The organism is Paenibacillus sp. FSL P4-0176 (genome assembly GCF_037975265.1).
Lineage (GTDB): Bacteria > Bacillota > Bacilli > Paenibacillales > Paenibacillaceae > Paenibacillus > Paenibacillus amylolyticus.
Window position 1 is genome coordinate 1,395,898 of sequence record NZ_CP150242.1, and the last position, 23,825, is coordinate 1,419,722.

General features: G+C 46.5%; 24 protein-coding genes. 12 read left to right on the forward strand and 12 right to left on the reverse strand.

The genetic code is table 11. The features are described 5' to 3' along the window. Positions 1–249 precede the first annotated feature (249 nt). Positions 250–1,764 (reverse strand): glycoside hydrolase family 43 protein, encoded by a 1,515-nt coding sequence (locus MKY95_RS06190; protein ID WP_076327346.1) that lies wholly within the window; start codon positions 1,762–1,764, stop codon positions 250–252. A gap of 171 nt (positions 1,765–1,935) precedes the next feature. Here MKY95_RS06190 and MKY95_RS06195 point away from each other — a divergent pair, with 171 nt between their 5' ends. Next, entirely contained in the window at positions 1,936–2,802 is an 867-nt protein-coding gene (locus MKY95_RS06195; RefSeq protein WP_076327345.1) for a helix-turn-helix domain-containing protein, read from the forward strand. A gap of 79 nt (positions 2,803–2,881) precedes the next feature. On the opposite strand, the gene MKY95_RS06200 is transcribed toward MKY95_RS06195, so the two are convergent. From MKY95_RS06200 to MKY95_RS06215, 4 genes are all read right to left on the reverse strand, one after another. Further along, entirely contained in the window at positions 2,882–3,451 is a 570-nt protein-coding gene (locus tag MKY95_RS06200; protein ID WP_076327344.1) for a YdeI/OmpD-associated family protein, read from the reverse strand. 11 nt (positions 3,452–3,462) lie between these two features. Next, positions 3,463–3,972 carry a DinB family protein gene (locus tag MKY95_RS06205; protein WP_076319037.1) on the reverse strand — a complete coding sequence of 170 codons (510 nt, stop codon included), beginning with the start codon at positions 3,970–3,972 and terminating at the stop codon, positions 3,463–3,465. A gap of 83 nt (positions 3,973–4,055) precedes the next feature. Beyond that, complete coding sequence (locus MKY95_RS06210) at positions 4,056–4,973, reverse strand: YafY family protein (RefSeq protein WP_076319038.1); 918 nt, start codon at positions 4,971–4,973, stop codon at positions 4,056–4,058. A 272-nt stretch (positions 4,974–5,245) separates the two neighbouring features. Continuing rightward, positions 5,246–6,163 (reverse strand): winged helix-turn-helix transcriptional regulator, encoded by a 918-nt coding sequence (locus MKY95_RS06215; protein WP_036611489.1) that lies wholly within the window; start codon positions 6,161–6,163, stop codon positions 5,246–5,248. A gap of 396 nt (positions 6,164–6,559) precedes the next feature. Here MKY95_RS06215 and MKY95_RS06220 point away from each other — a divergent pair, with 396 nt between their 5' ends. From MKY95_RS06220 to MKY95_RS06255, 8 genes are all read left to right on the forward strand, one after another. After that, the gene (locus MKY95_RS06220; RefSeq protein ID WP_051154000.1) at positions 6,560–7,471 is read left to right on the forward strand and encodes a glycoside hydrolase family 43 protein; all 912 of its coding nucleotides are present in this window, start codon (positions 6,560–6,562) and stop codon (positions 7,469–7,471) included. A 132-nt stretch (positions 7,472–7,603) separates the two neighbouring features. Then, positions 7,604–8,944 (forward strand): sugar ABC transporter substrate-binding protein, encoded by a 1,341-nt coding sequence (locus MKY95_RS06225; RefSeq protein ID WP_076319039.1) that lies wholly within the window; start codon positions 7,604–7,606, stop codon positions 8,942–8,944. Between the two features lie 157 nt (positions 8,945–9,101). Further along, a complete protein-coding gene (locus MKY95_RS06230; RefSeq protein WP_036611613.1) occupies positions 9,102–9,992 on the forward strand; it encodes a sugar ABC transporter permease in 891 nt (296 codons plus the stop codon). A gap of 26 nt (positions 9,993–10,018) precedes the next feature. After that, the gene (locus MKY95_RS06235; protein WP_036611483.1) at positions 10,019–10,861 is read left to right on the forward strand and encodes a carbohydrate ABC transporter permease; all 843 of its coding nucleotides are present in this window, start codon (positions 10,019–10,021) and stop codon (positions 10,859–10,861) included. A gap of 56 nt (positions 10,862–10,917) precedes the next feature. Continuing rightward, positions 10,918–12,339, forward strand: a complete 1,422-nt coding sequence (locus MKY95_RS06240; RefSeq protein WP_076319155.1) for an arabinan endo-1,5-alpha-L-arabinosidase — start codon at positions 10,918–10,920, stop codon at positions 12,337–12,339. A gap of 856 nt (positions 12,340–13,195) precedes the next feature. Continuing rightward, positions 13,196–14,176: a family 43 glycosylhydrolase gene (locus tag MKY95_RS06245; RefSeq protein WP_047841921.1), complete on the forward strand. Its 981-nt coding sequence runs from the start codon at positions 13,196–13,198 to the stop codon at positions 14,174–14,176. Positions 14,177–14,370: 194 nt separating this feature from the next. Further along, on the forward strand, positions 14,371–15,216 hold the full coding sequence (locus MKY95_RS06250; protein WP_083669829.1) for an EcsC family protein: 846 nt from the start codon (positions 14,371–14,373) through the stop codon (positions 15,214–15,216). A 58-nt stretch (positions 15,217–15,274) separates the two neighbouring features. After that, positions 15,275–15,763, forward strand: a complete 489-nt coding sequence (locus MKY95_RS06255) for a prolyl-tRNA synthetase associated domain-containing protein (protein ID WP_076319041.1) — start codon at positions 15,275–15,277, stop codon at positions 15,761–15,763. 422 nt (positions 15,764–16,185) lie between these two features. On the opposite strand, the gene MKY95_RS06260 is transcribed toward MKY95_RS06255, so the two are convergent. Next, a complete protein-coding gene (locus MKY95_RS06260; protein WP_076319042.1) occupies positions 16,186–17,460 on the reverse strand; it encodes an MFS transporter in 1,275 nt (424 codons plus the stop codon). Between the two features lie 253 nt (positions 17,461–17,713). Between MKY95_RS06260 and MKY95_RS06265 the strand changes: the two genes are divergently transcribed. Next, on the forward strand, positions 17,714–17,926 hold the full coding sequence (locus tag MKY95_RS06265) for a hypothetical protein (RefSeq protein WP_076319043.1): 213 nt from the start codon (positions 17,714–17,716) through the stop codon (positions 17,924–17,926). Between the two features lie 330 nt (positions 17,927–18,256). Here the strand turns inward: MKY95_RS06265 and queF are convergent, their stop codons facing one another. The 6 genes from queF to MKY95_RS06295 all read right to left on the reverse strand — a co-directional run bounded on the left by queF (position 18,257) and on the right by MKY95_RS06295 (position 22,396). Beyond that, positions 18,257–18,748, reverse strand: a complete 492-nt coding sequence (gene queF, locus MKY95_RS06270; protein WP_076319044.1) for a preQ(1) synthase — start codon at positions 18,746–18,748, stop codon at positions 18,257–18,259. Between the two features lie 147 nt (positions 18,749–18,895). Next, positions 18,896–19,669: a 7-carboxy-7-deazaguanine synthase QueE gene (gene queE, locus MKY95_RS06275; RefSeq protein ID WP_076319045.1), complete on the reverse strand. Its 774-nt coding sequence runs from the start codon at positions 19,667–19,669 to the stop codon at positions 18,896–18,898. Further along, on the reverse strand, positions 19,662–20,153 hold the full coding sequence (queD, locus tag MKY95_RS06280) for a 6-carboxytetrahydropterin synthase QueD (protein ID WP_036611465.1): 492 nt from the start codon (positions 20,151–20,153) through the stop codon (positions 19,662–19,664). Before queD ends, queE begins: the two co-directional genes overlap by 8 nt. Next, a complete protein-coding gene (gene queC / locus MKY95_RS06285; protein WP_076319156.1) occupies positions 20,150–20,830 on the reverse strand; it encodes a 7-cyano-7-deazaguanine synthase QueC in 681 nt (226 codons plus the stop codon). Before queC ends, queD begins: the two co-directional genes overlap by 4 nt. A 387-nt stretch (positions 20,831–21,217) precedes the next feature. Then, positions 21,218–21,922, reverse strand: coding sequence for an AIM24 family protein (locus MKY95_RS06290; protein ID WP_036611462.1), 705 nt, complete (start codon positions 21,920–21,922; stop codon positions 21,218–21,220). Positions 21,923–21,940: 18 nt separating this feature from the next. After that, positions 21,941–22,396: a hypothetical protein gene (locus tag MKY95_RS06295; protein WP_036611459.1), complete on the reverse strand. Its 456-nt coding sequence runs from the start codon at positions 22,394–22,396 to the stop codon at positions 21,941–21,943. 330 nt (positions 22,397–22,726) lie between these two features. On the opposite strand from MKY95_RS06295, the gene MKY95_RS06300 reads away from it, so the two are divergent. Together MKY95_RS06300 and MKY95_RS06305 are read left to right on the forward strand one after the other, a co-directional pair. Then, positions 22,727–22,894, forward strand: a complete 168-nt coding sequence (locus MKY95_RS06300) for a hypothetical protein (RefSeq protein WP_179086441.1) — start codon at positions 22,727–22,729, stop codon at positions 22,892–22,894. 207 nt (positions 22,895–23,101) lie between these two features. Continuing rightward, positions 23,102–23,806, forward strand: a complete 705-nt coding sequence (locus MKY95_RS06305; protein WP_017690195.1) for a hypothetical protein — start codon at positions 23,102–23,104, stop codon at positions 23,804–23,806. Positions 23,807–23,825 lie beyond the last annotated feature (19 nt).

Consider the following 23,825-nt stretch of genomic DNA (forward strand, 5'->3'; position numbering starts at 1 on the left):
TTATGCAATTCTAACGAACTTAAGACGCGTTATTCCCGCAAATAAGACTGGAAACAACATATAAAGCATCTAACAGGCAGGAATAACGCGTCTACGATTCGTTAAAAATCCCAATCATTAAAATATCATCGAATAACGTGTGCTGGGTTCGTTAGACTTTCCAGATTCACGACGCTTCTGCGAAAGGTAAATTAGTGAGAGGTTACATAGCACGAACCTGATCGAAAGGTATTGGATCTTGCGGTTTGATTATTCTTTCAGAGGTTCATAGTCAAACCAATCGAAACTTGCGGGTGTAAACTCCCCCGATGGAGCATAAGCGTACATGGCGATCATCACACCTGTGAAACCACTTGCTACTTCGGTAGATAACAGATGTGTTTCCCCTGAACCCACTTCGATGGCATCGGATGAACCTTGCTGGTAGAGGAACGTGAAGTGATTACGGTCAGCCTTGATTTGTAATACAACCGGCCCCTTGTCACAGTTAAGCGCCTGTTCGGTTCGCAGAGAGCCGACGGTTCGCCGCAATACGATTTTCTTCTGACCGTCGATCTGTGTTACAGCCAAATCGTAATGATATTTATCATTCATAAATAAGGTTAATCCGGCTTCCTCACCGCTCGCATTTGGCTCATAACGTAGCTCGGTTGCCATATTGCATAAGAAATGGCTCAATCGACGCCCGACAAAGGCCGGATTTTGTCCGTCATCGAGTGAAACCGAATGACCACGGAGGATGAGCTGCCCGGGATTTTCAGTGAGCGTCCAACTACCCGGAGCCGGGTTACGTAAGAAGATCCAGTTCATGTCCAAAGTTGGTTCGTCAAAATGATCCCGTATAGCCCGAGGTGACCAAGGATGCTCAGGCAATGAAGGTCCGGTCATCTCTGGTTCAATATGTCCGACCACACCGATCATCGGCCAACCGTCATCCGTCCAAGTGACAGGTGCCAGGAAGGTCTCGCGTCCCAGATGGTGTCGCATGGGGTAACCTGCTGGACGAAGGCCCAGACATACGGCCCACCAGCTTCCATCCTGGATCTGGACAAGGTCTGCATGACCGGTTGCGTGAATGCTGGATTTCATGCTCCGATTGGACAGAATCGGATTATGAGGACACGGATCAAATGGTCCGTATGGCTCTGTGCTCCGAGCGATGGTCTCCATATGGCCATACTCGGTTCCACCTTCGGCGATCATCAGATAATAGAGGCCGTTTATTTTATACATGTGGGGAGCTTCAGGGGCTGCTCCTCCGGTTCCAGTCCAGATCAATCGACTATCGGTTAGTCTGGCTCCGGTCGTGATGTCTATCTCGCACTGATAGATGCCTTCGCCTTCATCGCCGTTACAGGCCGTTTGAAAATACACACGTCCATCTTCATCAAAGAGAAAAGAGGGATCAATGCCGCCCTGATCAATAAAAATCGGAGCAGACCATGGTCCCTCGGGCAGGGCACTACGCACATAAAAATTTCCGCCGCCGCTGACATTGGTTGTTGTCATGTAGAACCAGCCATCATGGTGCCGGAGTGTTGGGGCGAAAATGCCGCCAGAACTGCCCGCGTTCGCTAAAGGGAGTTGCTCAGTTGTTGTGAGGACATGGCCGATCTGTCGCCAGTTCACAAGGTCTTTGCTGTGGAAGATGGGCACACCAGGGAAATATTCAAAGGTACTGGTTACCAGATAATAGTCTTCATCTACACGGCAGATACTTGGATCTGGGTAAAACCCCGGAATGACCGGATTGGTATATTTCATCATGATATACTCCTATTCATTGTGAGAGTTTAGTATGAATCTGGACACATTGAAAATCCCTGCTACAAGGCGAATTATAACGCTTATAAGTATATGGAACCTTGATTTTTCGGTCTTGGAATAGCATGATATAGACATTCAACCCAACTATGTTCGCGGAGGGGAATGCTTTTGAGTAATGCATATTTGAGATGGTTTACCTCGGACCATCAACAATTTCCGTTTTTTATTCAGTACGGTGGACATGTTGAGGACATGGAGCTTCATAATCATATGGATTTTACGGAACTTGTGATTGTTCTGAGTGGTCATGCAACCCATGTGGTGAACACCGAGGAATTTTTTATTAAAAAAGGGAACGCATTTGTGATTAATGGCGACACCCATCATGCGTATAAAGACCCTCATGATTTTAGGATCTGTAACATTATGTTCAGTCCCGAGATGCTTGCTTCGGCGGGGCCCGATCTGAGAAAATCTAACGGCTTCCAGGCGCTGTTTGTTTTGGAACCGTTTTATCGTAATATTCACTCCTTTCCGAGTAAATTGGCGTTATCCATTTCCAGTCTGGAGTATGTAGAATCGCTGATATCGTTCATGATTGAGGAGTATCAGAGTAAACAGCAAGGGTATCAGACGATGTTGATCTCACGTCTTACGGAGATGGTTGTTTATTTGTCGAGGCAATATGATACGCAGGAGAAAGGGATCGAAGGTAATAATCTGATGCATCTGGCAAATGCCATTTCATTTATTGAAGATCATTATCTGGAGCCACTGTCGCTAGAGGATATTGCGGGGAAGTCGAATATCTCCATAAGGCATCTGAACCGGATTTTTCGATCCTATTATCAGATGACCCCGATCTCTTATCTGCAAAAGTTGCGTCTGGAGAAGGCATGTCATTTGTTGAAAAACGGGAATATGTCCATCACGGAAATTTCGTATGAATGTGGATTTAACGACAGTAATTATTTCACCCGCCAGTTTAAGAAAGCCTTTGGCAAGTCTCCCAAAACATACAGGCAGGCTCATTAATACATGACTGAATAAAAAAACCAAAACAGGGCCTCCTCATAGGGAGGTCCTGTCTGCTGTCTCAGGGAAAAGGGGGGATTTAATAGTCCAAAAGCCGTCCGTTGTCATGCCACTGACCGTACATTTTATTTTCCTTTGTGTGGGTTATGAACTTATCCAATCTGCTCTGGAATAATGCTGGCTGATACTTAACACTTTGGATCGTATCGATCCGAACGTTTTGATACAGGGTAGGAAAGGACATGAAATTTGCATAAACCTGATGATCTTCTTTCAGCCTTTGTTCGATCACACCATCAATTATGAAAGCATTTGGCTCCATAACAGGAAGAACCTTTCTACCCCCGTCATGCATGAAGCCCAACTTTTCAAGACGACGGACACGTTCCTTGTTCAATTCAGTCCATGAGCTACGTTTACTTCTAGGAGATAATCTCTGTGCTAATTGAGTCTCGGATATTTTCTTTTTGACTCCATCGATCCATCCAAAGCACAGCGACTCCTCAACCACGTCCAAATACAGAAGGGTATTTGGCACGGGTTTTATGCTTATCATTACCCAGCAAGATTTCTCGACTTTTCCATGCGTCTGCAACCAATTTCTCAATTCATCCCTCGACGTCACGGGGATACAATGTACATTTTCCATCCGATTGTCAACTATACTTGAGCCGGTTCCTGATACCAAAAGAGTGAATAATCATTCATGATGGAGGCATGCCCCAATTGACGAAGCATGGTAGAAATATTGCCTCGATGATAGGTTCCGTGGTTAACCACATGGATTACTATATCCGATAAGCTGGTTTCGCGAACTCCTGCAAATGGATTATCGAGTAGAATGGTTTGCTCCAGATCAGCTTGGCCTCGTAACCACTCACTGTATTGTGCCGACAGGTCGGTAAAACATTGGATGTACTCATCCACAGAACCGTGAATTTCACTATTGAGTGGTATGCATGTTTGCAGTGCCTCGGGCATACCGGTGCCAGTTAACACCAGGTACCACATCTTATCCACTGTATAGATATGGCTGAGTGCATGAGCAATGGTTGGATATGAACTGTTCACTTCCTGACTCAGGACAGAGGAGGGCAGTTCCTTGATTCTGCCCAGGATGGTTTGGTTGGCCCATGTGTGGTAGTTATACATTTGTTCCGGATGATTCATTGATGATCGTCTCCTTTAATTTGGATATAGATTGGGTTAACTTACTGAGATGATTATAAAAAAAGAAGTATGACAACAGCGTGTCATACTTCTTCATAGAGCTTAAGTGCGTTACGAAGTTGTTCTTTCAGAATGTCTCTTAATTCAATCGGTTCAAGTACCTCGGCGCCACTGCCTAAACTAAGTAGAAACGACCATAACCACTTGGCTTGTAACGGTTGATGAACCGAGATACGCATTGTCATACTTCCATCCTCGTGAAATTGCTTATCTGCCTGTTGAAAATGATCCATGGCTTCCGCGAGCGCTTCCGGGTTCACCCGAAATACCACATCACTTACCTGATCTTGCCATGACGGATCTGACCCAACCGTCTCTTGGGGAAGCTCAAGGTGGGGTTGGAAGTGTTCCGATGTCAGTTGCACGTTCATCATCCGGGACAGTCGGAACTCGCGATAATCCTGCCGTGTCTGGCAAAATCCATATACATACCAATTACGATATTTAAAATGAAGTCTTACCGGTTCCAGATGGCGGGGTGTATGTTCATTTTTTGTATTGATGTAGTCAAAACGGACAACCTGATGATCCGTAATACCTTTACGCAGATGAGGAAGGGCATCAGGTTCTGTTCGGCGTGTCTCCAGATCCACCGAGAGACTTGAGGTTTGATGCTCCGGTCCAATCGTTTGCAGACGTTCAATCGTGCCTTGTGCACGTGCATCTTCGAATACTGTGGATAGACTGCTCAGAACCGTGATCAGGGAATCCACATCATAAGAACCGAGCAAGCTTTTATCCATCTTGTATCCGTCCATCATGCCGTAGCCGCCTTTGAGTCCCTGATGGGAGACGACCGGGAAGCCGGCGGCACAGATTACATCAATATCCCGATAGATCGTTCTTGGGGACACCTGAAACTCTTCCGCCAAGGTGGAAGCAGACAATACTTCGTGGTTCAGCAGTTTGTATATGATTGAGATTAATCGCTCCAATTTCAAAAGGTATCCCCGCCCGTTATTCCATTTTGCCATTACAGGCCATTATTATATCACGCCAGGGTAAACAAGATGGAGGATTACAGAGGGTCTATAGAAGTCATAACATCCAGTATGTTTTGTTCCAACATAATTGGACAAGTTCTTCAGTGAGAGGAAACAAAAAAAAGAGTGCTGGATAGCACCCTTTCGAAGACACATGATTGTTGTTGTGTTGAACAGTTACGTTAGCAGATCGATCGAACTTCATATCGAGTGAATAGACAGAGCCAGCTCTACTCTTCTTGCACGTTATAGAGAACCCGAGCGAGCAGATTCTGTCCATAGTTTCCGAAGTTTTTACCAAAGATCGTTAAGCCCCGTTTGTTCAAAGGTGCGTCCGTAACCGCAATGCGGAAGTGAATATCGCTTTTGTAATCCAGCCCAATCTGGTCCAACGTCACATCCGAGATGCGGCATCCGTCGATATAGCTGCCTTCCTGTGTAATCCGGATCAGCTTCAGCATGCCGTACTGGTTCAAGTGGGGAGGCCACCATTCCGGATTAAAGGTACCGCGTGTATTGCCAAAATCCCCCGGACTTGTCCAGCAGCCAATCTCAATCCCATTGACATAGAAGTAAATATCCGAAGGGTAATTGTCACAAAAGCCAGGGGCCTCCGATCCCAGTTCCATCGACAACTGAATTTCGCTAAAGGACTGATTAGGTTTGAGATAGTTTGGAATCCGATACTCGAGATAACCCTCGGCCAGCCAGATCATCTCCGCATCAATTCGCAGTGGATCAGCAAAGTACCGCGGATCATCGAACTCTCCAACAATGCTGTCCCGGGTAGCGAGACCACATGTAGGTGCAGCCTGATAATCGCTGTAATGACCGACCTGAATTTCCACCTCATAACGATTGTTAATCTCTTGTGAACGCAGATCAACCATCAATTTTTCCTCATTGAGATAACATATCTTCTGAATTCCATGTTTGCCAACGGCGGTGTTGATCTCGATCAATCCGCTCTCTTCAAGCTTCTTGATATGCATTGTGATAGCGCCATTGCTCAGTCCAAGCTTGGTTGCAAGATCATTGAGATTAAGACTTTGGTTCTTGGCCAGCAGCTCGATGATCTGAATCCGGATTTCCGAACTGAGCGCTTTGAAGATATTCACACCCGACATCAGATCTTTAATATAAATCATAGGTGGATTTCCTTTCCCCGTTCTGAACAAAGTCTTCGACACAGACATTTGCACATTTATATGTTTTATTTCAGATAATTATAAATCATTCCCTCATGGAAGGGAAGGGTGGAGAAATAGAAGCCAAAACCCTTGTATATAGCGCAAATACGAGAATATAACCTATATTTTGTCCACTATTCCGGTTAAAATAAGTGTTAATCAGTTCACATATATTTGAAATATACCATTGAAATGTCATGTAACCGCTTTTATAATCCTATTATACCTAAATTGATTCAATACTTCATGAACCTAATTAACCATTTGAACAGGAAAGGTGGAGTTGGTTTGGAAAAGTTAAGCAATGTGAAGAGGTTTAAGTGGAAACGGTTGGCGTTACCGGCATTACTTGTGATGGTATTACTGCTGGCAGGTCAGTCAAAAGCTTTGGCGGCATTCTGGAATCTGACCGGAGATACCGCTGTTCATGATCCGTCGATTATCAAAGAGGGCAGTTCCTGGTACACCTTTTCAACCGGCCCGGGCATTCAAGTATTGAAATCCGATAATGGTTCGTCCTGGTATCGTGTTCCACAAATCTTCTTAAGTAAGCCATCCTGGTGGGCTTCTGCCGTTCCGGGACAAAGTGGATTGGATGTATGGGCACCGGATGTAGAGCAGTATAACGGAAAAGTATGGCTCTATTATTCGATCTCCACCTTTGGCTCCAATCGGTCTGCGATTGGTCTTGCGTCTGCGAACAGCATTGGAGCAGGGCAGTGGAAGGATGAAGGATTGGTGCTTCAAACCACGACCGCCAATAATTATAATGCCATTGATCCAAATCTGGTCATTGATGCTTCAGGCAATCCATGGCTGGCCTTTGGTTCTTTCTGGAGTGGTCTGAAGATTGTCAAGCTGGACAAAAACACGATGAAACCGACGGGAAGTATAACTTCCATTGCTGCGCGCCCGAATAACGGAGGTGCTATTGAAGGACCAAGTATTGTATATCGTGGCGGTTATTATTACCTGTTTGCTTCCATTGATTCTTGCTGCCAAGGGGTGAACAGTACCTACAAAATGGTCTATGGACGTTCGACCAGTATAACAGGCCCTTATGTGGACAAAAACGGAGTTAATATGCTGAATGGTGGCGGAACGATATTGGATACAGGCAATGTAAAATGGAAAGGTCCAGGTGGTCAGGACGTGTACAACGGCAATGTCATCGCAAGACATGCCTATGATGCAGAGGATAATGGCAATCCGAAATTGCTGATTAATGACTTGCTTTGGGACTCGAGTGGCTGGCCGAAATACTGATTTATTTTATATAAATATAAAATGTTTTATAAAAGTGTTGACTAAAGTGATCTGGATTTGATAAATTTAACAACAGAAATCTTATTTCATCCAATTGAATACGGTTACAAGTCCAGATCAGGAGGGGTTCAGATGGTAAAGAAAAAGAGTTGGGTCACATTTATGCTTCTTATGCTGGTAAGTGCGCTGGTACTCGCAGGTTGCGGAGGAAGCAGCGGTGCAAGTGGGGACAAGGAGTTAACATTTATGTTCCGCGGCGGTACTGATGAGCAGAAAGCATACCAAGCGGTGGTCAAGAAATTCGAAGAAGATCATCCGGGTGTGAAAGTCAAAATTATAGTAACGGCTGCGGATCAATATGCAACCAAGCTAAGAGCGGCAATTACAGGCAACAGCTTGCCTGACGTATTTTATATCAATCCGGGTGACGTGAAAGCGTATGTGAACAGCAATGTGCTGATGAACCTCACTTCGTATATTGAAAACAATCCGGATGTTGATCTCGATAATATCTGGAAATACGGCGTGGACCTGTATCGTTATGACGGCCAAATGGCAGGTCAAGGTGATATCTACGGTATGCCGAAGGATCTGGGGCCATTTGCACTGGGCTACAACAAAACGTTGTTTGAAAAAGAGGGCATCCCACTCCCTGACAAGGATAAACCATACACATGGGAAGAGTTCATCAAGGTGAACCAGCAAGCGACCAAGGATACCAATGGAGATGGTAAACCGGATGTATACGGTACTGGATTCAACGTACAGTGGGCACTGCAATCCTTTGTATGGAGCAACGGTGGGGATTGGTTGGATGAGACCAAAACAAAAGTAACGATTGATGATCCAAAATTCGCTGAAGCACTGCAATTCTTCGCGGATATGCAGAACGTATACAAAATTACACCTTCCATTGAGGAAGCGCAAACATTGGATACGTATCAACGCTGGATGAAAGGTGAAATGGCTTTCTTCCCTGTAGGCCCATGGGATATGAGTACATTTGAGAAATTGCCTTTCGATTATGATTTGCTGCCATTCCCTGCGGGATCAACTGGCAAATCGGCAACGTGGATCGGATCTCTGGGAATCGGAGTATCCGCGAAAACGAAACATCCAGAAGAAGCAGCAGCATTGGTGAACTACCTTACGGCTTCAAAGGAAGGCATGCAGCAACTGGTAGATGCCAAGGTACAAATTCCGAACTTGCTTGATATGGCAGACGAGTGGGCCAAAGATACATCCACGAAACCAGCCAACAAACAGGAATTCATTGATATTGTTGAAGATTACGGCCGGGCTCTGCCAGGTAACTACACGTACAATGCGGAATGGTATGACCTGTTCTTCACGGACATCCAGCCGGTATTGGATGGCAAGATTACAGCCGCAGACTATGTGAAGCAGCAACAACCGAAAATGCAAAAACTGCTCGACAAAGCGGTAGAACAAGAAAAGAAATCTCAGAAATAGTAGATAGGAAAGGGTGATGCCGGCAGCCTGCAATCATGCTGCTGGCATCATTCGTATTGGAACTTATTGGATTCCATACGGGCATGTGGCATTCGTTGATCGACAAGGTTCAATCGAAGAATGCCACATGCTGATACTAGAAACAGGGGTGAACGCCGTGATTACGAAATCGAGTTTGTATCGCAAAGAGATGCTGTACGGATATCTGTTTATTTTACCTCCGATTCTTGGATTGCTGATCTTTGTCATGTTCCCGTTCCTCTACTCCCTTTATGGTTCCTTTACGGATTGGGACGGACTGGGACAGATGAACTTTATCGGTTTGGCCAACTTCAAGGATTTGCTCACGGATGACCTCTTCTACAAAGCGATGTTTAATACATTTTTCCTGATGCTCGGTATTCCGATTGGTTTGTTGCTCGCATTATTGCTGGCGATGGGTCTGAATCGTAAAATTCCCGGCACCACGACATTCCGAGTAATCTATTACATCCCGGTCATTTCTTCCCTCGCTGCGGTGTCCATCATGTGGAACTGGGCGTACAACGGGGATTACGGTCTGGTGAACCAGTTCCTTGACCTGTTTGGGATTAAAGGTCCTAACTGGCTAGCGAACAAAGACACGGTTAAACCGGCTTTGATTATTATGACGGTGTGGAAAGGCTTGGGATACACGATGTTGTTGTACCTGGCAGCACTGCAAAGTGTATCACGTACATACTACGAGGCGGCTGAGCTGGATGGAGCGAACGGGTTCCAAATCTTCCGCAATATCACCTGGCCTATGGTGAAGCCAGTTACCTTTTTCCTCATTGTTACAAATATCATTGGCGGTTCCCAGATCTTCACCGAGATGAACATTATGACACCTACGGGTGGTCCAGAATATTCTTCGGCATCAATCGTTTTCTACATCTGGCAGAAAGCCTTCAGTAACTTGCAGATGGGTTATGCCTCAGCGATGGCCATGATTCTTGGTATTTTCATTTTTGTCATTACCCTGGTGCAATTCAAAATGAACGAAAAATCAGCCTATGATGGGGATTGATTGTCAAGGAAAGGAGTGAACCGGAGATGTCTTACAGTCAAAAGAGGAAATTAACAAACTCGATCATCTTTATCGTACTCGCGATTGGGGCGATTGCGATGATTGCACCACTGATCTGGATGTTGTCCACGTCATTGAAGGAGAAGCAGGATGTGTTCGCGCTTCCGCCTGTATGGATACCTGAAGTGTTCCAATTTGGAAAGTATAAAGAAATCTGGGAAGCAGGACCGCTGCTCAGCGGGATCAAAAACAGCCTCATCGTTGCGGTGAGTGTAACGGTGGTGGGTACGTTTACGTCCAGTATCGCAGCCTTTGCTTTTGCCAAGTTAAGATTCCCGCACAAAAACAAACTGTTTCTCGCGTTGCTGGCATCCATGATGATTCCTTATCCAACAGTCATGATCCCGCAATTCATCATGTTTGCAAAGCTGGGCTGGGTGGATACGCTGTTGCCACTGATTGTTCCAGGCCTGTTCGGTAACGTAATCATGATCTTTTTCCTGCGCCAATACCTGCTTAGTGTACCTGATGCGATTATTGAGGCGGCCAAGATTGATGGTAGTTCCTACTTCCGGTTGTACTCCAGTATTACGTTCCCGCTTATCAAACCAGCGATTGCTGCACAGCTGATTCTCTGGTTCATGGGCATCTGGAACGACTATCTGGCACCGATTATTTATCTGAATTCACCGGAGAAGCAGACGTTACAGCTCGTTATAGCAAACTTTAATGCCACGTATGCGATTCAAACCGATTACCCGCTTATTATGGCGGCGTCGATTGTAGCCCTGTTACCTGTATTAATCATCTTCCTGATCTTCCAGAAACAGATTATTGAGTCGGTTGCGATTTCGGGAGTGAAGGGATGAACCAGCGGAAGAAATTCCGACGGTGGTCGAATTCAGGAAAAGGAGTGGTTGCTTCCATGTTGTTATTGTTGGTTGTTGGAGCTGCGGGTTGTTCTGGAGAAGGAGCAGGAGAAACGGTGTCCCGTCCCGTCTTTCCTGAAGCTCCTCAAGATGCTCAGTTGTATGACACTTCCATTTTGGACGATGAATCACGCTGGACGGTGAACAATGCGCATGATCCGGCCATTATCAAAACAGACCAGGGATACTACGTCTATTCCACAGACGTTCGTGTAGCAGGAGAAGCGAAACCCGGCGTCATGGTACGTAAATCAGATGATCTGATCCACTGGAAGTGGGTAGGTCAAGCTCTCCCGGGTATTCCGCAAGAAGCGCTGGACTGGACAGGTGCGGTCAATCTGTGGGCACCGGATGTGGTCCAGGCTGGTGATACCTATCGGATGTATTATTCGGCTTCTTCTTTTGGCAGTACCCAGTCGGCTATTGGTCTTCAGACATCCTCATCTCCCGAAGGTCCATGGACAGATGAAGGGCTGGTTGTGCAAACTTCTGCGAATGAACAGGACAAATTAAATGCCATTGATGCTAATCCCATCGTAGATGCCGAGGGTAATTCGTGGATGGCATATGGTTCATTCTTTGACGGCATCTACATTGCGCCACTTGATCCCGACACCGGGAAATTCAAGGGCGACGGTTATGGTACTCGCATTGCTGCTAGGGATCGTGCAACTGAAGAGGGCGCAGTGGAAGGTCCATACATTGTGTTTAACCCGGAGTTCAAAAAGTATTATCTGTTCGTCTCCTATGATTCCTTATTCGAAGATTATAACGTGCGGGTTGCGCGTGCTGATTCAATCACAGGACCATACACGGACATGAATGGCATGAACATGCTGGATACGGATCATCTGCCGCAATATGAGATCGGCACCAAAATTCTCGGCGGTTATCGCTTCACAGAAGGTGAGGGCTGGGTTGCGCCCGGACATAACTCCATTTTGAAGGACGGAGACGATTATTATATCGTGCATCATGCACGGGGCGAGACGGATAAAAACTGGCCCTATCTGCATGTACGCAAAATGTTATGGACCAAGGACGGCTGGCCTGTCGTTTCACCTGAACGTTATGCAGGTGAGGCAGCACAGGACATTCCGAAATCCATGATTGCCGGGGAGTGGGAAGGCATGGCGCTTGATCCGTCCGTAGACGGGCAGATTCAAGCCGTGCCTTATACCTTAACAAGCAACGGCAAAATTAAAAGTGAAAAAGGTTCAGGAACCTGGACATTTGATGACAAACAAACACTGACGTTGAAGTGGAAAGAAAGCCCATGGGGCGGAGCCTCCATAGAAGAGCTGAAACTGCTGCCGTCCTGGGACTGGGAGCGAAGCCAGCCCGCGCTGGTGGTGACAGGCCTCGATGACCACGGTGTGGCGGTCTGGGGCAAGCAGATCAGCGCAGCTGAGGAGTAAGGGGTCGAGCAGCGAGCGCTGTAAGAGCGGGCTGCTGCGCCAAGGTGCACAAGCAGTGAGGGGGAGGAAGGAGCCGCAGGAGCGAGTTTGGCATCCGATTTCAACCGCTAAGAGCGGTGGAAAGAGAAATCGGAGGACAAGAGAGCACCAAGGCTCTGCCACCCCCGAGCATCCGCTGTGCACCACAAAGCTGGCCTATGTCTGAGGCCAATCATGCACTAAATATGGGGAGAGTTGACCCTGCGAAGTGGTCAACCCCATAAGACCGAGCCACCAAAAAGGCTCGAAGTGAGGTTGTGACCCAGCGAGCGCGGAAAGAGCGAGCTACTGCTCTGATGGTGCACAAGCAGTGAGGGGGAGGAAGGAGCCGCAGGAGTGAGTTTGGCATCCGATTTCAACCGTCAAGAGCGGTGGAAAGAGAAATCGGAGGACAAGAGAGCACCAAGGCCCTGCCACCCCCGAACGTCCGCTGTGCACCAAAAAGCTAGCCTGTAGCTCTGCGGCCAGCCCAGCATTACATGGGGAGAGTTGACCCTGCGAAGCGGTCGACCCCATAAGATCGAGCCAACAAAAAAGGCTCGAAGTGAGGTTGTAACCCGGCGAGCGCGGTAAAAGCGAGCTACTGCGCCAAGGTGCACAAGCAGTGAGGGGGAGGAAGGAGCCGCAGGAGCGAGTTTGGCATCCGATTTCAACCGCAGAGAGCGGTAGTAAAAGAAATCGGAGGACAAGAGAGCACCAAGGCCCTGCCACCCCCGAACGTCCGCTGTGCACCACCCCAAAAGGGTTTTCGCTTTTTCGCAATTGGGTTACATCCCCAAACTTCGAGCCAAACAACATTTGAAAGGGGAGCATTCCCATGACTGATTCTATTACATTTACTAATCCCATCTTGGAGCAGCGTGCTGATCCGTGGGTGTACCGTCATACAGACGGTTACTATTATTTCTCCGCTTCCGTGCCAGCCTTTGACCGGATTGAAATCCGAAGAGCAGAGACGTTGGAAGAGTTAAGAGATGCTGAGCCGGTAACGGCTTGGACGAAGCGTGACACAGGGCCAATGAGTGCCAACATTTGGGCACCGGAGATTCATTTTATCGATGGCAAATGGTACATACACTACGCTGCCGCTCACACCAGTGAGACTAACGAAGGTCTGTTCGATCATCGGATGTATGTCCTGGAGAACGATTCCGCGAATCCACTCGAAGGAGAGTGGGTAGAGAAAGGGCAGATTCACACCCGGTGGGAATCATTTGCGCTGGATGCAACGACCTTTGAACATAAGGGAATCCGCTATCTGGTCTGGGCACAGAAAGATCCCGATATTGTGGGCAACTCCAACCTGTACATTGCCGAAATGGAGAACCCATGGACGCTACGCGGCGAACAGGTTATGATCTCTACGCCAGAGTATGATTGGGAGATCATCGGCTTTAAGGTCAATGAAGGAGCAGCCGTGATGCATCGGAATGGGCGTTTGTTCATCGGCTACTCGGCCAGCGCGACTGATTACAATTATTGTATGGGTCTGCTCACTGCAGATGAAAATGCCGACTTGCTTGATCCGGCCAGCTGGGTGAAATCACCCGAGCCGGTATTCCAGACTTGTGAAGCGAACGGCCAATACGGTCCGGGCCATAACAGCTTTACGGTGTCACCGGATGGCAAGACCGATATTCTGATTTATCATGCGCGTAATTACAAAGACATCGAGGGTGATCCCTTGTATGATCCGAACCGCCATGCCCGTGCTCAAGTGATTCATTGGCGTGAAGATGGCACACCTGATTTCGGTGTTCCGGTCCCAGATGGCAGCGCAGTAGCAGAAGCAAAATAAGAGGTAGTGAAACCTTAATATGAGAGCCCTTAGTTAGCGAGTGATGCTGATTAAGGGCTCTTCTGTGTGTGAACGATAAGATAGAGTGGCCTGAACATAAGTGTCCTGGACACAAAACAAAGCAACCACAACGATGATTTCTGCGTATGAGAGAGATACAGATTACGATGCAGAACCTATTAGGAGGATCACATATGGATTCACGCGAGACGTTGGACAAGGAACTTGAACAGATTTTGAAATGGGAGAAACAACAGAAAGACTTGTTTATTTGGGATAAAATCGGGCGTTTGCCCTTTGCGATGTTGGATAAAGTGATGCCTAAAGCGCTGAAACAGAAGATCGGAGATTCCCTGAACGACGTGGGTCAGTATGTGCAGAATGGGGGCAAGTTTCTCGTACAGAAGAAAAAAGTAGCCAAGCTGTTGCAAGAGGAAGCCGGGAGGTCCGGTTATTCCATGATGGATACGACCTATCGTCTGGAGCAGGAATCTGAAGCGGAGGGGACAGCAAAGATTCATAGTGTAGAGAATCTGCCACTTCAGGTGCTGGACCAGGTGGCTGATAACATTACCGAGAGTCGAACGAAGTTTGCCGCGGCTCAGGGAGCAGCTACAGGGTTTGGTGGCATTGTAACCATTGCTGCAGATATTCCGATGGTGATGGGGCTTTCCTTGAAGGTACTGCAAGAGATGGCTCTATGTTATGGTTATGATCCAGATGAACCGCTGGAGCGTATCTTCATTGTCAAATGTCTGCAATTCTCTTCCGCTGATATTGTAGGCAAGAAAGCGATCATTGAAGAACTGGCCGCTTATGATGATCCCGACAAACCCATTGAAGTAGTATCGCAGATGCAGGGATGGCGGGAAGTGTTTAACTCCTACAGTGAATCTTTTGGCTGGAAGAAGCTGTTCCAACTTGTGCCGATTGCAGGCATGGTGTTTGGTTCGGTGAGCAACAAAAATACAATTCGAGATGTCGCCGAAGCAGGCAAAATGTTGTACAAAAAACGGCTGATCCTTCAGCGTTTGAAGTAATATTACAGAAGAAGTTATATTATAGAAGAATATTTATATTGAAAGAGTTGAATTTGATATGTTAAACAAACAGGGTTTCTATGATCTTTTAGATCGAAATAATATCGTTTACAAAAGTATTGAACATCCCGCAGTATACACGATGGAGGAAATATTCTCTTATCAGATTCCACATACAGAACGTATCGCTAAAAATCTGTTTCTGCGTGATGACAAGAAGCGCAACTATTATCTGGTGACGATTGCTGGGACGAAGTCCGTTGATTTGAGAAGTTTAAGCGAAAAGATACCTAGCCGCAAATTAAGTTTTGCCAGTGAAAAGGATTTGTTGGAGTTCCTCGGATTGGAAAAAGGGCACGTCAACCCTATGGGGGTTCTCAATAATATTCAGAAAAACGTGACCGTAGTTTTTGACAAGGATTTAGTTGGTCAGAAAATTGGAATTCATCCCATGGAAAATACGGCAACGGTATTTCTTGAATTTGAAGATGTGAAGGAACTGATTACAGCTCAAGGTAGCAGCGTTGTCATGTGTGACGTGGAATAAACGGTTGAAGCTAAATACGAGAAAAACATATATAACAAAAGGGTTCCTACCGCTCTGTGATTACAGAGTTGGTGGGAACCCTTTTTGTTATGGCTAAACTTTTTATTTAGACTGCTAATGTAGGTGACTAAAGTGAAATCTAACGAACTCAGCAGACGCTATTGGGCGATATTTCACTAATCCCGATTTCTAACGAATCTCAGACACGTTATTTCTGCATCTCACACGCACATTCCAAGGTTTACGGCCTTTTTCTCGGGAATAGCGTTGCTCAGATTCTTTAGATTGCGAAACCGGCAGTATTCGTTCAAATAAGAGCTATCTGGTTCGTAAGCGCAAGATAACGTCTTATAAGGGCGATGCTGCCACGTAAGGATTGGATATAATATAGAATAAAAAGTGGACACCTGTTGATGTATTTTTTACTCTTCACTACCGTTTTCTTTCGCCCAGATATTGAGTAATTTATCGGATGGAAGCAAGAACGTGAAGATCCCGAGCAGTGGCAGGAAGCTGCACATCTGCATTACCGGTGATACGCCGAAGACATCAATCCAGTTCCCCAGCACGAGTGCGCCCAGGCCTCCCATACCAAATGCCAGACCAGTAATTAGACCGGAAACCGTTCCGATTTTGCCTGGAATCAGCATTTGTGCGTATACAACCGTAACCGAGAAGCTGGATAACATAATAAAACCAATAATGGTTAGTAGTACGCCTGTCCAGAACAGATTCGCATAAGGCAACAACAGCGCCAGCGGAGCAGCTCCGGCCATGGACAGGAAGATCAGGTTACGTTTGCCGAATCGGTCCGCAAGAGGTCCTCCGAAGAATGTACCAAGTGCTCCAGCAGCCAGGAACAAGAAGATATAGATCTGCGCGTCCTCTGTGGACAATCCAAAAGTATCTTTCAGATTAAACGCATAAAAGCTGCCGATGGAAGCGATATACCAGGAACGAACAAAGACGAGCAAAATCAATAGCGTAATTGCGGCAGTAATCTTTTTGCGCAAAGCAGGATTGGGTGCACGACGGGCAGCAGCCTGTCTACGCAGATATCCTCCCGATTGCAGCATACGTCCATACCAACGGGCTATGTAGATCTGAACTGCAATCCCCATGGCAGCAATGCCTGTAAATCCAATGGCACCGAACAGTCCAAACGGGATAAAGATCCAGCGTGTAAGCAATGGGGCAAGGGACTGCCCGGCGTTACCACCAACTTGGAAGATGGACTGTGCCAGTCCACGGCGTTGACCAGCAGCCATATGGGATACCCGTGAACCTTCCGGATGGAAAGCGGCGGAACCTAGACCGACAAAGATAACGGAGATCAGGACAGCCATATAACTGTCAGCGAAGGCCAACAGCAACATGCCGGTAAATGTAAAACCCATGCCTATAGGTAGAATGGATGGCGTCGGTTTTTTATCAGCAAACCAGCCTACGACAGGCTGCATAATGGATGCGGTAAAGTTGATAGCAAATGAGATCCATCCGATTTGAGTATACGTGAGATGCATAGAGTCTTTCAAAATCGGAAAAATGGCGGGAATAACCGACTGGATCGAATCATTGAACAGATGAACCAGACTTATTGCAATGAGTATCCGGTATACGGTGCTTTGGGCATCCAATCCGGGTGGGTTTTTCGAACGCGCTGTGGCGTCCTTGGTTAATGAGGTTTGTGTAGACATGTACAATTCTCCTTTGGTCGCGGTCACGAGGGATCAGCGCCTGATGTTGTATTCTATGCGTGTAAGCATATTGTTACATAATAGGATAGATTGATTGGACCGACAAGGGGAACATGAGAAAACGTTGATGAATTGAACTCTATTTCTGAGGTGTCTATTAATAGCATTACATTTACAAAATAAACGTATTACTTTAGCATCTACTGTAAGAAGACCCATATTTATGTGTAAGAAGGATAGAGGAGGGATGGATATGAAATCCTTATCACCTTATGAATCCGCCAAACGTGAGTTGGTGATGACTATTTTGTATATGGCTGTAATAACGTTTCAGGCTGTCTATGTTGCACCGAAATCTCTATCCGCTGCCATCGTCATATTTATCATTTTTCAATCGATTGGTGCGCTGATGTTGAGACATTACATTAAAAAAGTCAAAGAACTAAAGAAAGATCAGTCTACTTGAATGCGCTGCGATCCCATTGTATTGAGAGACTGAGTTTCTAAAGGTTTATACTAAAAAGCCGAACTTCTTAAGCTATATAAGCTGAATTAATCATTTACACGATAACGGAGAGGACAGAAAAAACCTGAAAAAGCGAAGCGTTCGCCTTTATCCCCGGATTTTCCCTTTTAGAAAAGGGAATGTAAAAAAATCTGGGGATAACAGCGATTGGAAGGTTGTTCTGTCATCGTAGTGTTCAGTGTAAATAATCTTTAGTTCAACTTATATAGCAGAGTTCGGCTTTTGGCACTCTATGATTCTATCTTATACAGAATAGATGAACCTAACGATTTAACGATTATCAATCGTCTCCGGGTACATATCATGGTTCATCATGCGGTGGTCGGCCATCTGCTCGTATTTCGTTCCAGGCTTACCATAGTTCGTATACGGGTCAATGGAGATGCCGCCGCGCGGTGTGAATTTGCCCCATACTTCGATGTAGCGGGGGTCCATCAGCTTGATCAGGTCGTTCATGATGATATTCACACAATCCTCGTGGAAATCACCATGGTTACGGAAGCTGAACAGGTACAGCTTGAGTGATTTACTCTCGACCATTTTCACATCCGGAATGTAGCTGATATAGATCGTTGCAAAGTCCGGCTGACCCGTAATCGGGCACAGGCTGGTGAACTCCGGGCAGTTGAATTTCACAAAATAATCGCGGTACGGATGTTTGTTATCAAAGCTCTCCAGGATGCCCGGATCATATTCAAACGTATATTTAACGTTCTGGTTGCCCAGCAACGTCACATCTTGCATTTCATCAGGTTGTCTCATCAGTTATTAAACGCTCCTTGTTTCCGTCAAAGCCGAAGCCTCGCGGTATATATGAATAGGCCATTTGCCTGTATAATTCTCTTTTTTGTCTGAGGACATTTCGTCCTCATCTTTGCATTATGCCGCCCATTCCACCCATACTGCCCATCAAACGCCGCGTTTGTTGCCCCATACCAGCGTATGAAGCTGTGGAAGCACACGAACATCATTCAGGTCATCGGAGGCACTGACTTGGTCAATCAGCCACTCATACCGAGCAAGCAGTGAGGATGCCAAATCTGGCGTATCGGCGGAAGTCACATCCGGGTTCCCGGTTTGTAAAAATAAATCCGTGCCCGGATACCGTGCATGCACACGGCGGGCATAGTCCAGGTCTGTCTCATCGAAGATCACGATCTTCAGACTGTGACTTCGTTCTACCGGGCCAGCGGCCAGCCGTTCGATCAGATCATCCAGCACGGCCCAATCGGTGTCCATGCCGGAGCTGGGTGGCTTAGGCGAGACGGTGACTTCGTCAATGTCCGCCAGCCAAGGCTGCCAGCGGGAGCCCTGCGTCTCCACCGCGGTGCGGATGCCGTTCTCCCGCAGCAGAGCAACCAATCCGCCCAGCGAAGCGAGCAGGGCGGGATTACCGCCAGAGATGGTGACATGGGAGAAACGGGTGCCGCCAACGCGGCGCAATTCTTCCCATGCATCCTCCGGCGTAATCATTCGAATCTGGTCCTTGCCACTACCGTCCCAGGTAAAGGCCGAGTCGCACCAGGAGCAGCGATAATCGCAGCCGGCGGTACGAACAAACATCGTTTTTTGTCCGATGACCATGCCTTCGCCTTGAACCGTCGGACCAAAAATCTCCATCACGGGAATACGAGCCTCTTTGCGAGAGCCCGTCTCATTCACCTGCTGTGTCACACTACTCATCGATCATCCACTCCCGTCTCGCTTCCGCGTAACTGGTGGGTGTCTCGAAGAGTCGGACAAACTCCGTCCGCCCACCATCGGTCAGCCCGGCATAGGGCTCCGTCTGGAGCGCATGTTCCATCTGTTCGAACAGCCAAACGACCATATTTTCAGCCGTAGTATTCATTAAAGGAAGTGTCTCGTTAAGGTACTGATGATCCAGATATCCTTCAATTTGAGTTTTCCATATATCTTTGATATGTCCAAAATCAACTGTCAGCCCGGTTTCACCCGGATAACCGCTGATGCCAAAAATAACTTTATACGTATGACCGTGCAAGTTCTTGCATTTGCCTTCATAACAATGCAGGTGATGTGCTGCGTCAAAGGTGAATTCTTTGCTTACAAGCACACGTTTGCGGTGATAGCGCAGCTGGGTGGGGAGAATATCTTCTCCGATGCGTTGCAGATGCTCTACAATACGGAATGTTCCAGGTTCTCTCATCGTACATCCACTCCCGCCGATTCAGCAGCAGAGCGTTGCTGTACATAACGATCCAATCCGGCTTTGCGAAGTTTGCAAGCGGGGCAATCTCCGCATCCATCGCCGATCACGCCGTTATAACAGGTCAGAGTACGCTCACGGACATAATCAAAGGCACCTAGATCATCGGCCATCTTCCACGTTTGGGCTTTGTCCAGCCACATGAGCGGGGTGTGAATGACAAATGGATAGTCCATGGACAGGTTAAGCGTCACATTCATCGACTTCACAAATGAATCCCGGCAATCCGGGTATCCGCTGAAATCCGTCTCGCATACACCTGTAACCAGGTGACGTGCTCCTTTTTGCTTGGCCATAATGGCTGCAAAACTGAGGAACAGTAGATTCCGTCCATCCACAAATGTACTTGGCAGTTCGCCTTCTTCATGCGTAATCTCGACATCCGTGCGAGTGAGCGCATTGGGGGCAAGCTGATTTAACAGACTCATATCCAGTACCGTTTGCTGTACGCCCAGATCACGTGCGATCTCTGTTGCACATTCAATCTCTAACTTGTGGCGCTGACCATAATCAAACGTAACGACCTCTACTTCGGCAAACTGTTGTTTGGCCCAGAACAGACACGTGGTACTATCCTGACCGCCGCTGAATACAACGACTGCTTTTTCTTCGTTCAACATAAAAAAACCTCTCTATCTTCTTGAGATCAAACCATGCACATAGGCATAGAGTGTCGGAAGAACAGAGAAGTTCATGAACTGGCATCCATCAAAAAACACACCTTCTCGATAACCGCTTCAAAAAAAGCAGGCAAGAGTAAGTGTCCTTAGTTTTTTACGTACATGATTGCATGGTGACCGCAACGTGTACGCAAGACTTATACTGACCATCACATGGTCAAGTCTTATAGAGGGAGTTCGCGAACCTCTCCCATGCCACAGGCATGGATTTTCTTCTTCAATTGTCTGAACCATTATAACATGAAACGGTGTGGTGACCACCCCACTGGAGCATAGTGGCAGCTAATTGGTCGGCTCCATCAACTAACAGCTTATTTGATCAGTTTATTTGATCAATACATTGCCGAAAGGGATCACTTCTTTCAGAATTCGTTTGAACAGTCCCTCATCGTTAAGATCCTGTTCCAAGCGGTGATTCTCACGTCCCGCCTGAAAGAGTACAGATCCATGTCCTGTCATCTTCCAATGATAATTCATATGCTGACTGGCAAGGTTGTTACCATATACGGTGAGTTCCAGATGTGCATTTTCGGGATAGGCAATAATGCTACCAGCATCCACATAGAGTGGCGCTGTTGGATGAAGTTCCTGTTGGCAGACCTGACCTTGAGTGAGCAATCCGATTTTGCCTTTGCCGGAAAATTTCATTTTCACTGCATCACGGGTGATCAGCATGTTTTTGATTTTCTGAATTTTGGTATGCATGGTTACACCATCAGAGTAGAAGAACAGGTGGCGGAAGTCATAGAGCAGATCACTGTCCTCCGTGAGCTCCACTTCCTTCATCGTGAATCCGGGAGGCAGGGCAGCCACAAATTGGCAAGGTCCGGTGATTTCGGATTTAATCAGCTTTTTTTTGCGATATATGCCCGTGATATTCATGAATTTATCATTGCGACTCCCACTTGGACCGCGGAAGGCCACAATCTGCTGCGGATGCAAAATATGAAGGCGGTCATCTTTAATCAGTGAAAATGTGACGACTTGTCCTGCTCCGCTTGCTTCAGCATTGTTCAGGTGTATGTTCATGCAGTTGCTCCTGTTCTTTTATACTCGGCCGGAACGGCGACGCATTCCCCAGCGCATCACACGAATCAGAACAAAGTAACCCAATATGAGAGAAACGACAGTGATGATCGTCGTCTGAATTCGTTTGGTGGTAGCTGCTTTGGCATTCTGGTCGTCCTGTAATTTACTTACCATTTCAGTGAGTTTCTGGTTCTGAGCCAGCAGTTGTTCGTTCTGGGTCTTAAATGCTTCGACATTGGCCTGGGCTTGTCCCAACTGAGCAGACGTTTGATTTAATTGCTCCATCGTTTGCTTATAACTTTCCTGCAGAGCGTTCACTTCTCCGGGCAGTTCGGAGACTCGCTCCCATCCGCTGTATATATCCGTAAAAATATTGGCACTGGCTGCACTTACTGTCGAAGCGATCGAAACGGTAAATAGAATGCATGTGGTGAATAACACCCGAATGAAATAACCCTGAATGGATTTTGGCATCGTTAACACCTCTTTCTTCGGTTAGATAGATCAATCGCCGAATTGGTCGTCTATTGTTGAAATACGGCTCTTACATTATACGTCAAAACCGGGACGATGGGTTCAAGATGATATCGTTTTATTACCCGAAATATATAAAATTATTTAGGAACAGGGCTGTTTAGCTTACAAATCTGCGGGGTAATAGAACGATAGGCAAGCATACCGGACCGTTTTACAGATCTTTTACTTCAGTTCCGGGTGCATGCTATTCACAAATACGCAATTTAATGAACGATACCAATATATCCGATTGAATATAAGATCGTGAACATGAAGGAGTAGAAACATATGTACACAGCAGATCAGAACACATCAACCAAAACGATTATGATCACTGTTAATGGAGAGCCAGTAGGGCGTAAGCTGGTCATTGACAGTGTCACCTATGCACCGGTAAACGAAGCAGATGGCGTACAATATTTACACAAAATGGGAGTCGATCATCCTACTGTTTAATTTGGGACTTGTCATAGATAAGTGATTGATAAGCTTGGCCTAGTGCCAGGCTTTTTCGTCGTTTATTGTCGTATTGAGACGGATTTAGGGATATAAAACTAATATATTGGAAAAATTTAATGAGAACATGTGTTCCGTGACAATATAGTGTCCATTCACCCTGATAACTTAGAAGATAATACACATAAATCGGGGGAGAGACTACCAGTGAACTCAGTCTTTGAAGTATCTTATTCGTGGAATAAAGAGGCCATACCGACAGGGGGAGCCGACCCCGTATATATGATGGTAGAGTGGCGTAACGGTGCCCCTGCCAAAAGACTTAGGAAAATAGCACCCAAAATTGTATCAAGAGATTTGGAACTTTTGCTCAAACCGGAATATGGAGTACAGCTAAAAGGCATTTATGGATGTCGTTCCAAGGAAACGGATATTGGCTGGTTATTGAGGCTTGGGGATATGTACAAGGGAGAAAGTAAACAAATTTTGCTTGAATTCGTCATGGGACCCCGTGTATCAGGAAAAGCTGCCGTATGTTCAGCCTACTGGAGCACAAGGAAGTTGAAACAAAGTCAACGTGTATTGTTACGAAGAGAACAGTTGTATATTCAGTACACCAGTCATCTGGGCATGCTGCGACAGCCGGAAGATCCCAAGGTGGAGAAGACGATCAAATTAAGTGAAACCGTGCCCCTGATCAAACAAGCCCTGCGCGCCTACGAAAGAGGCCGGGTTCAAGAGGGAAGTAATATGTTACGTCGTCATGCTGATGCCTTGTTAATTGAAGCTGCACGGAAGCAAGATCTGGACTATTACGCGGAAGCCGAGATCGTTGAAAAGTTGCGTTATCACTATGAGATCACGTTTACAACAGGATATCATGATCGTGAAAAAAAGATATTAGGGGAATAGGGTTGATTTCAGGTGGTAA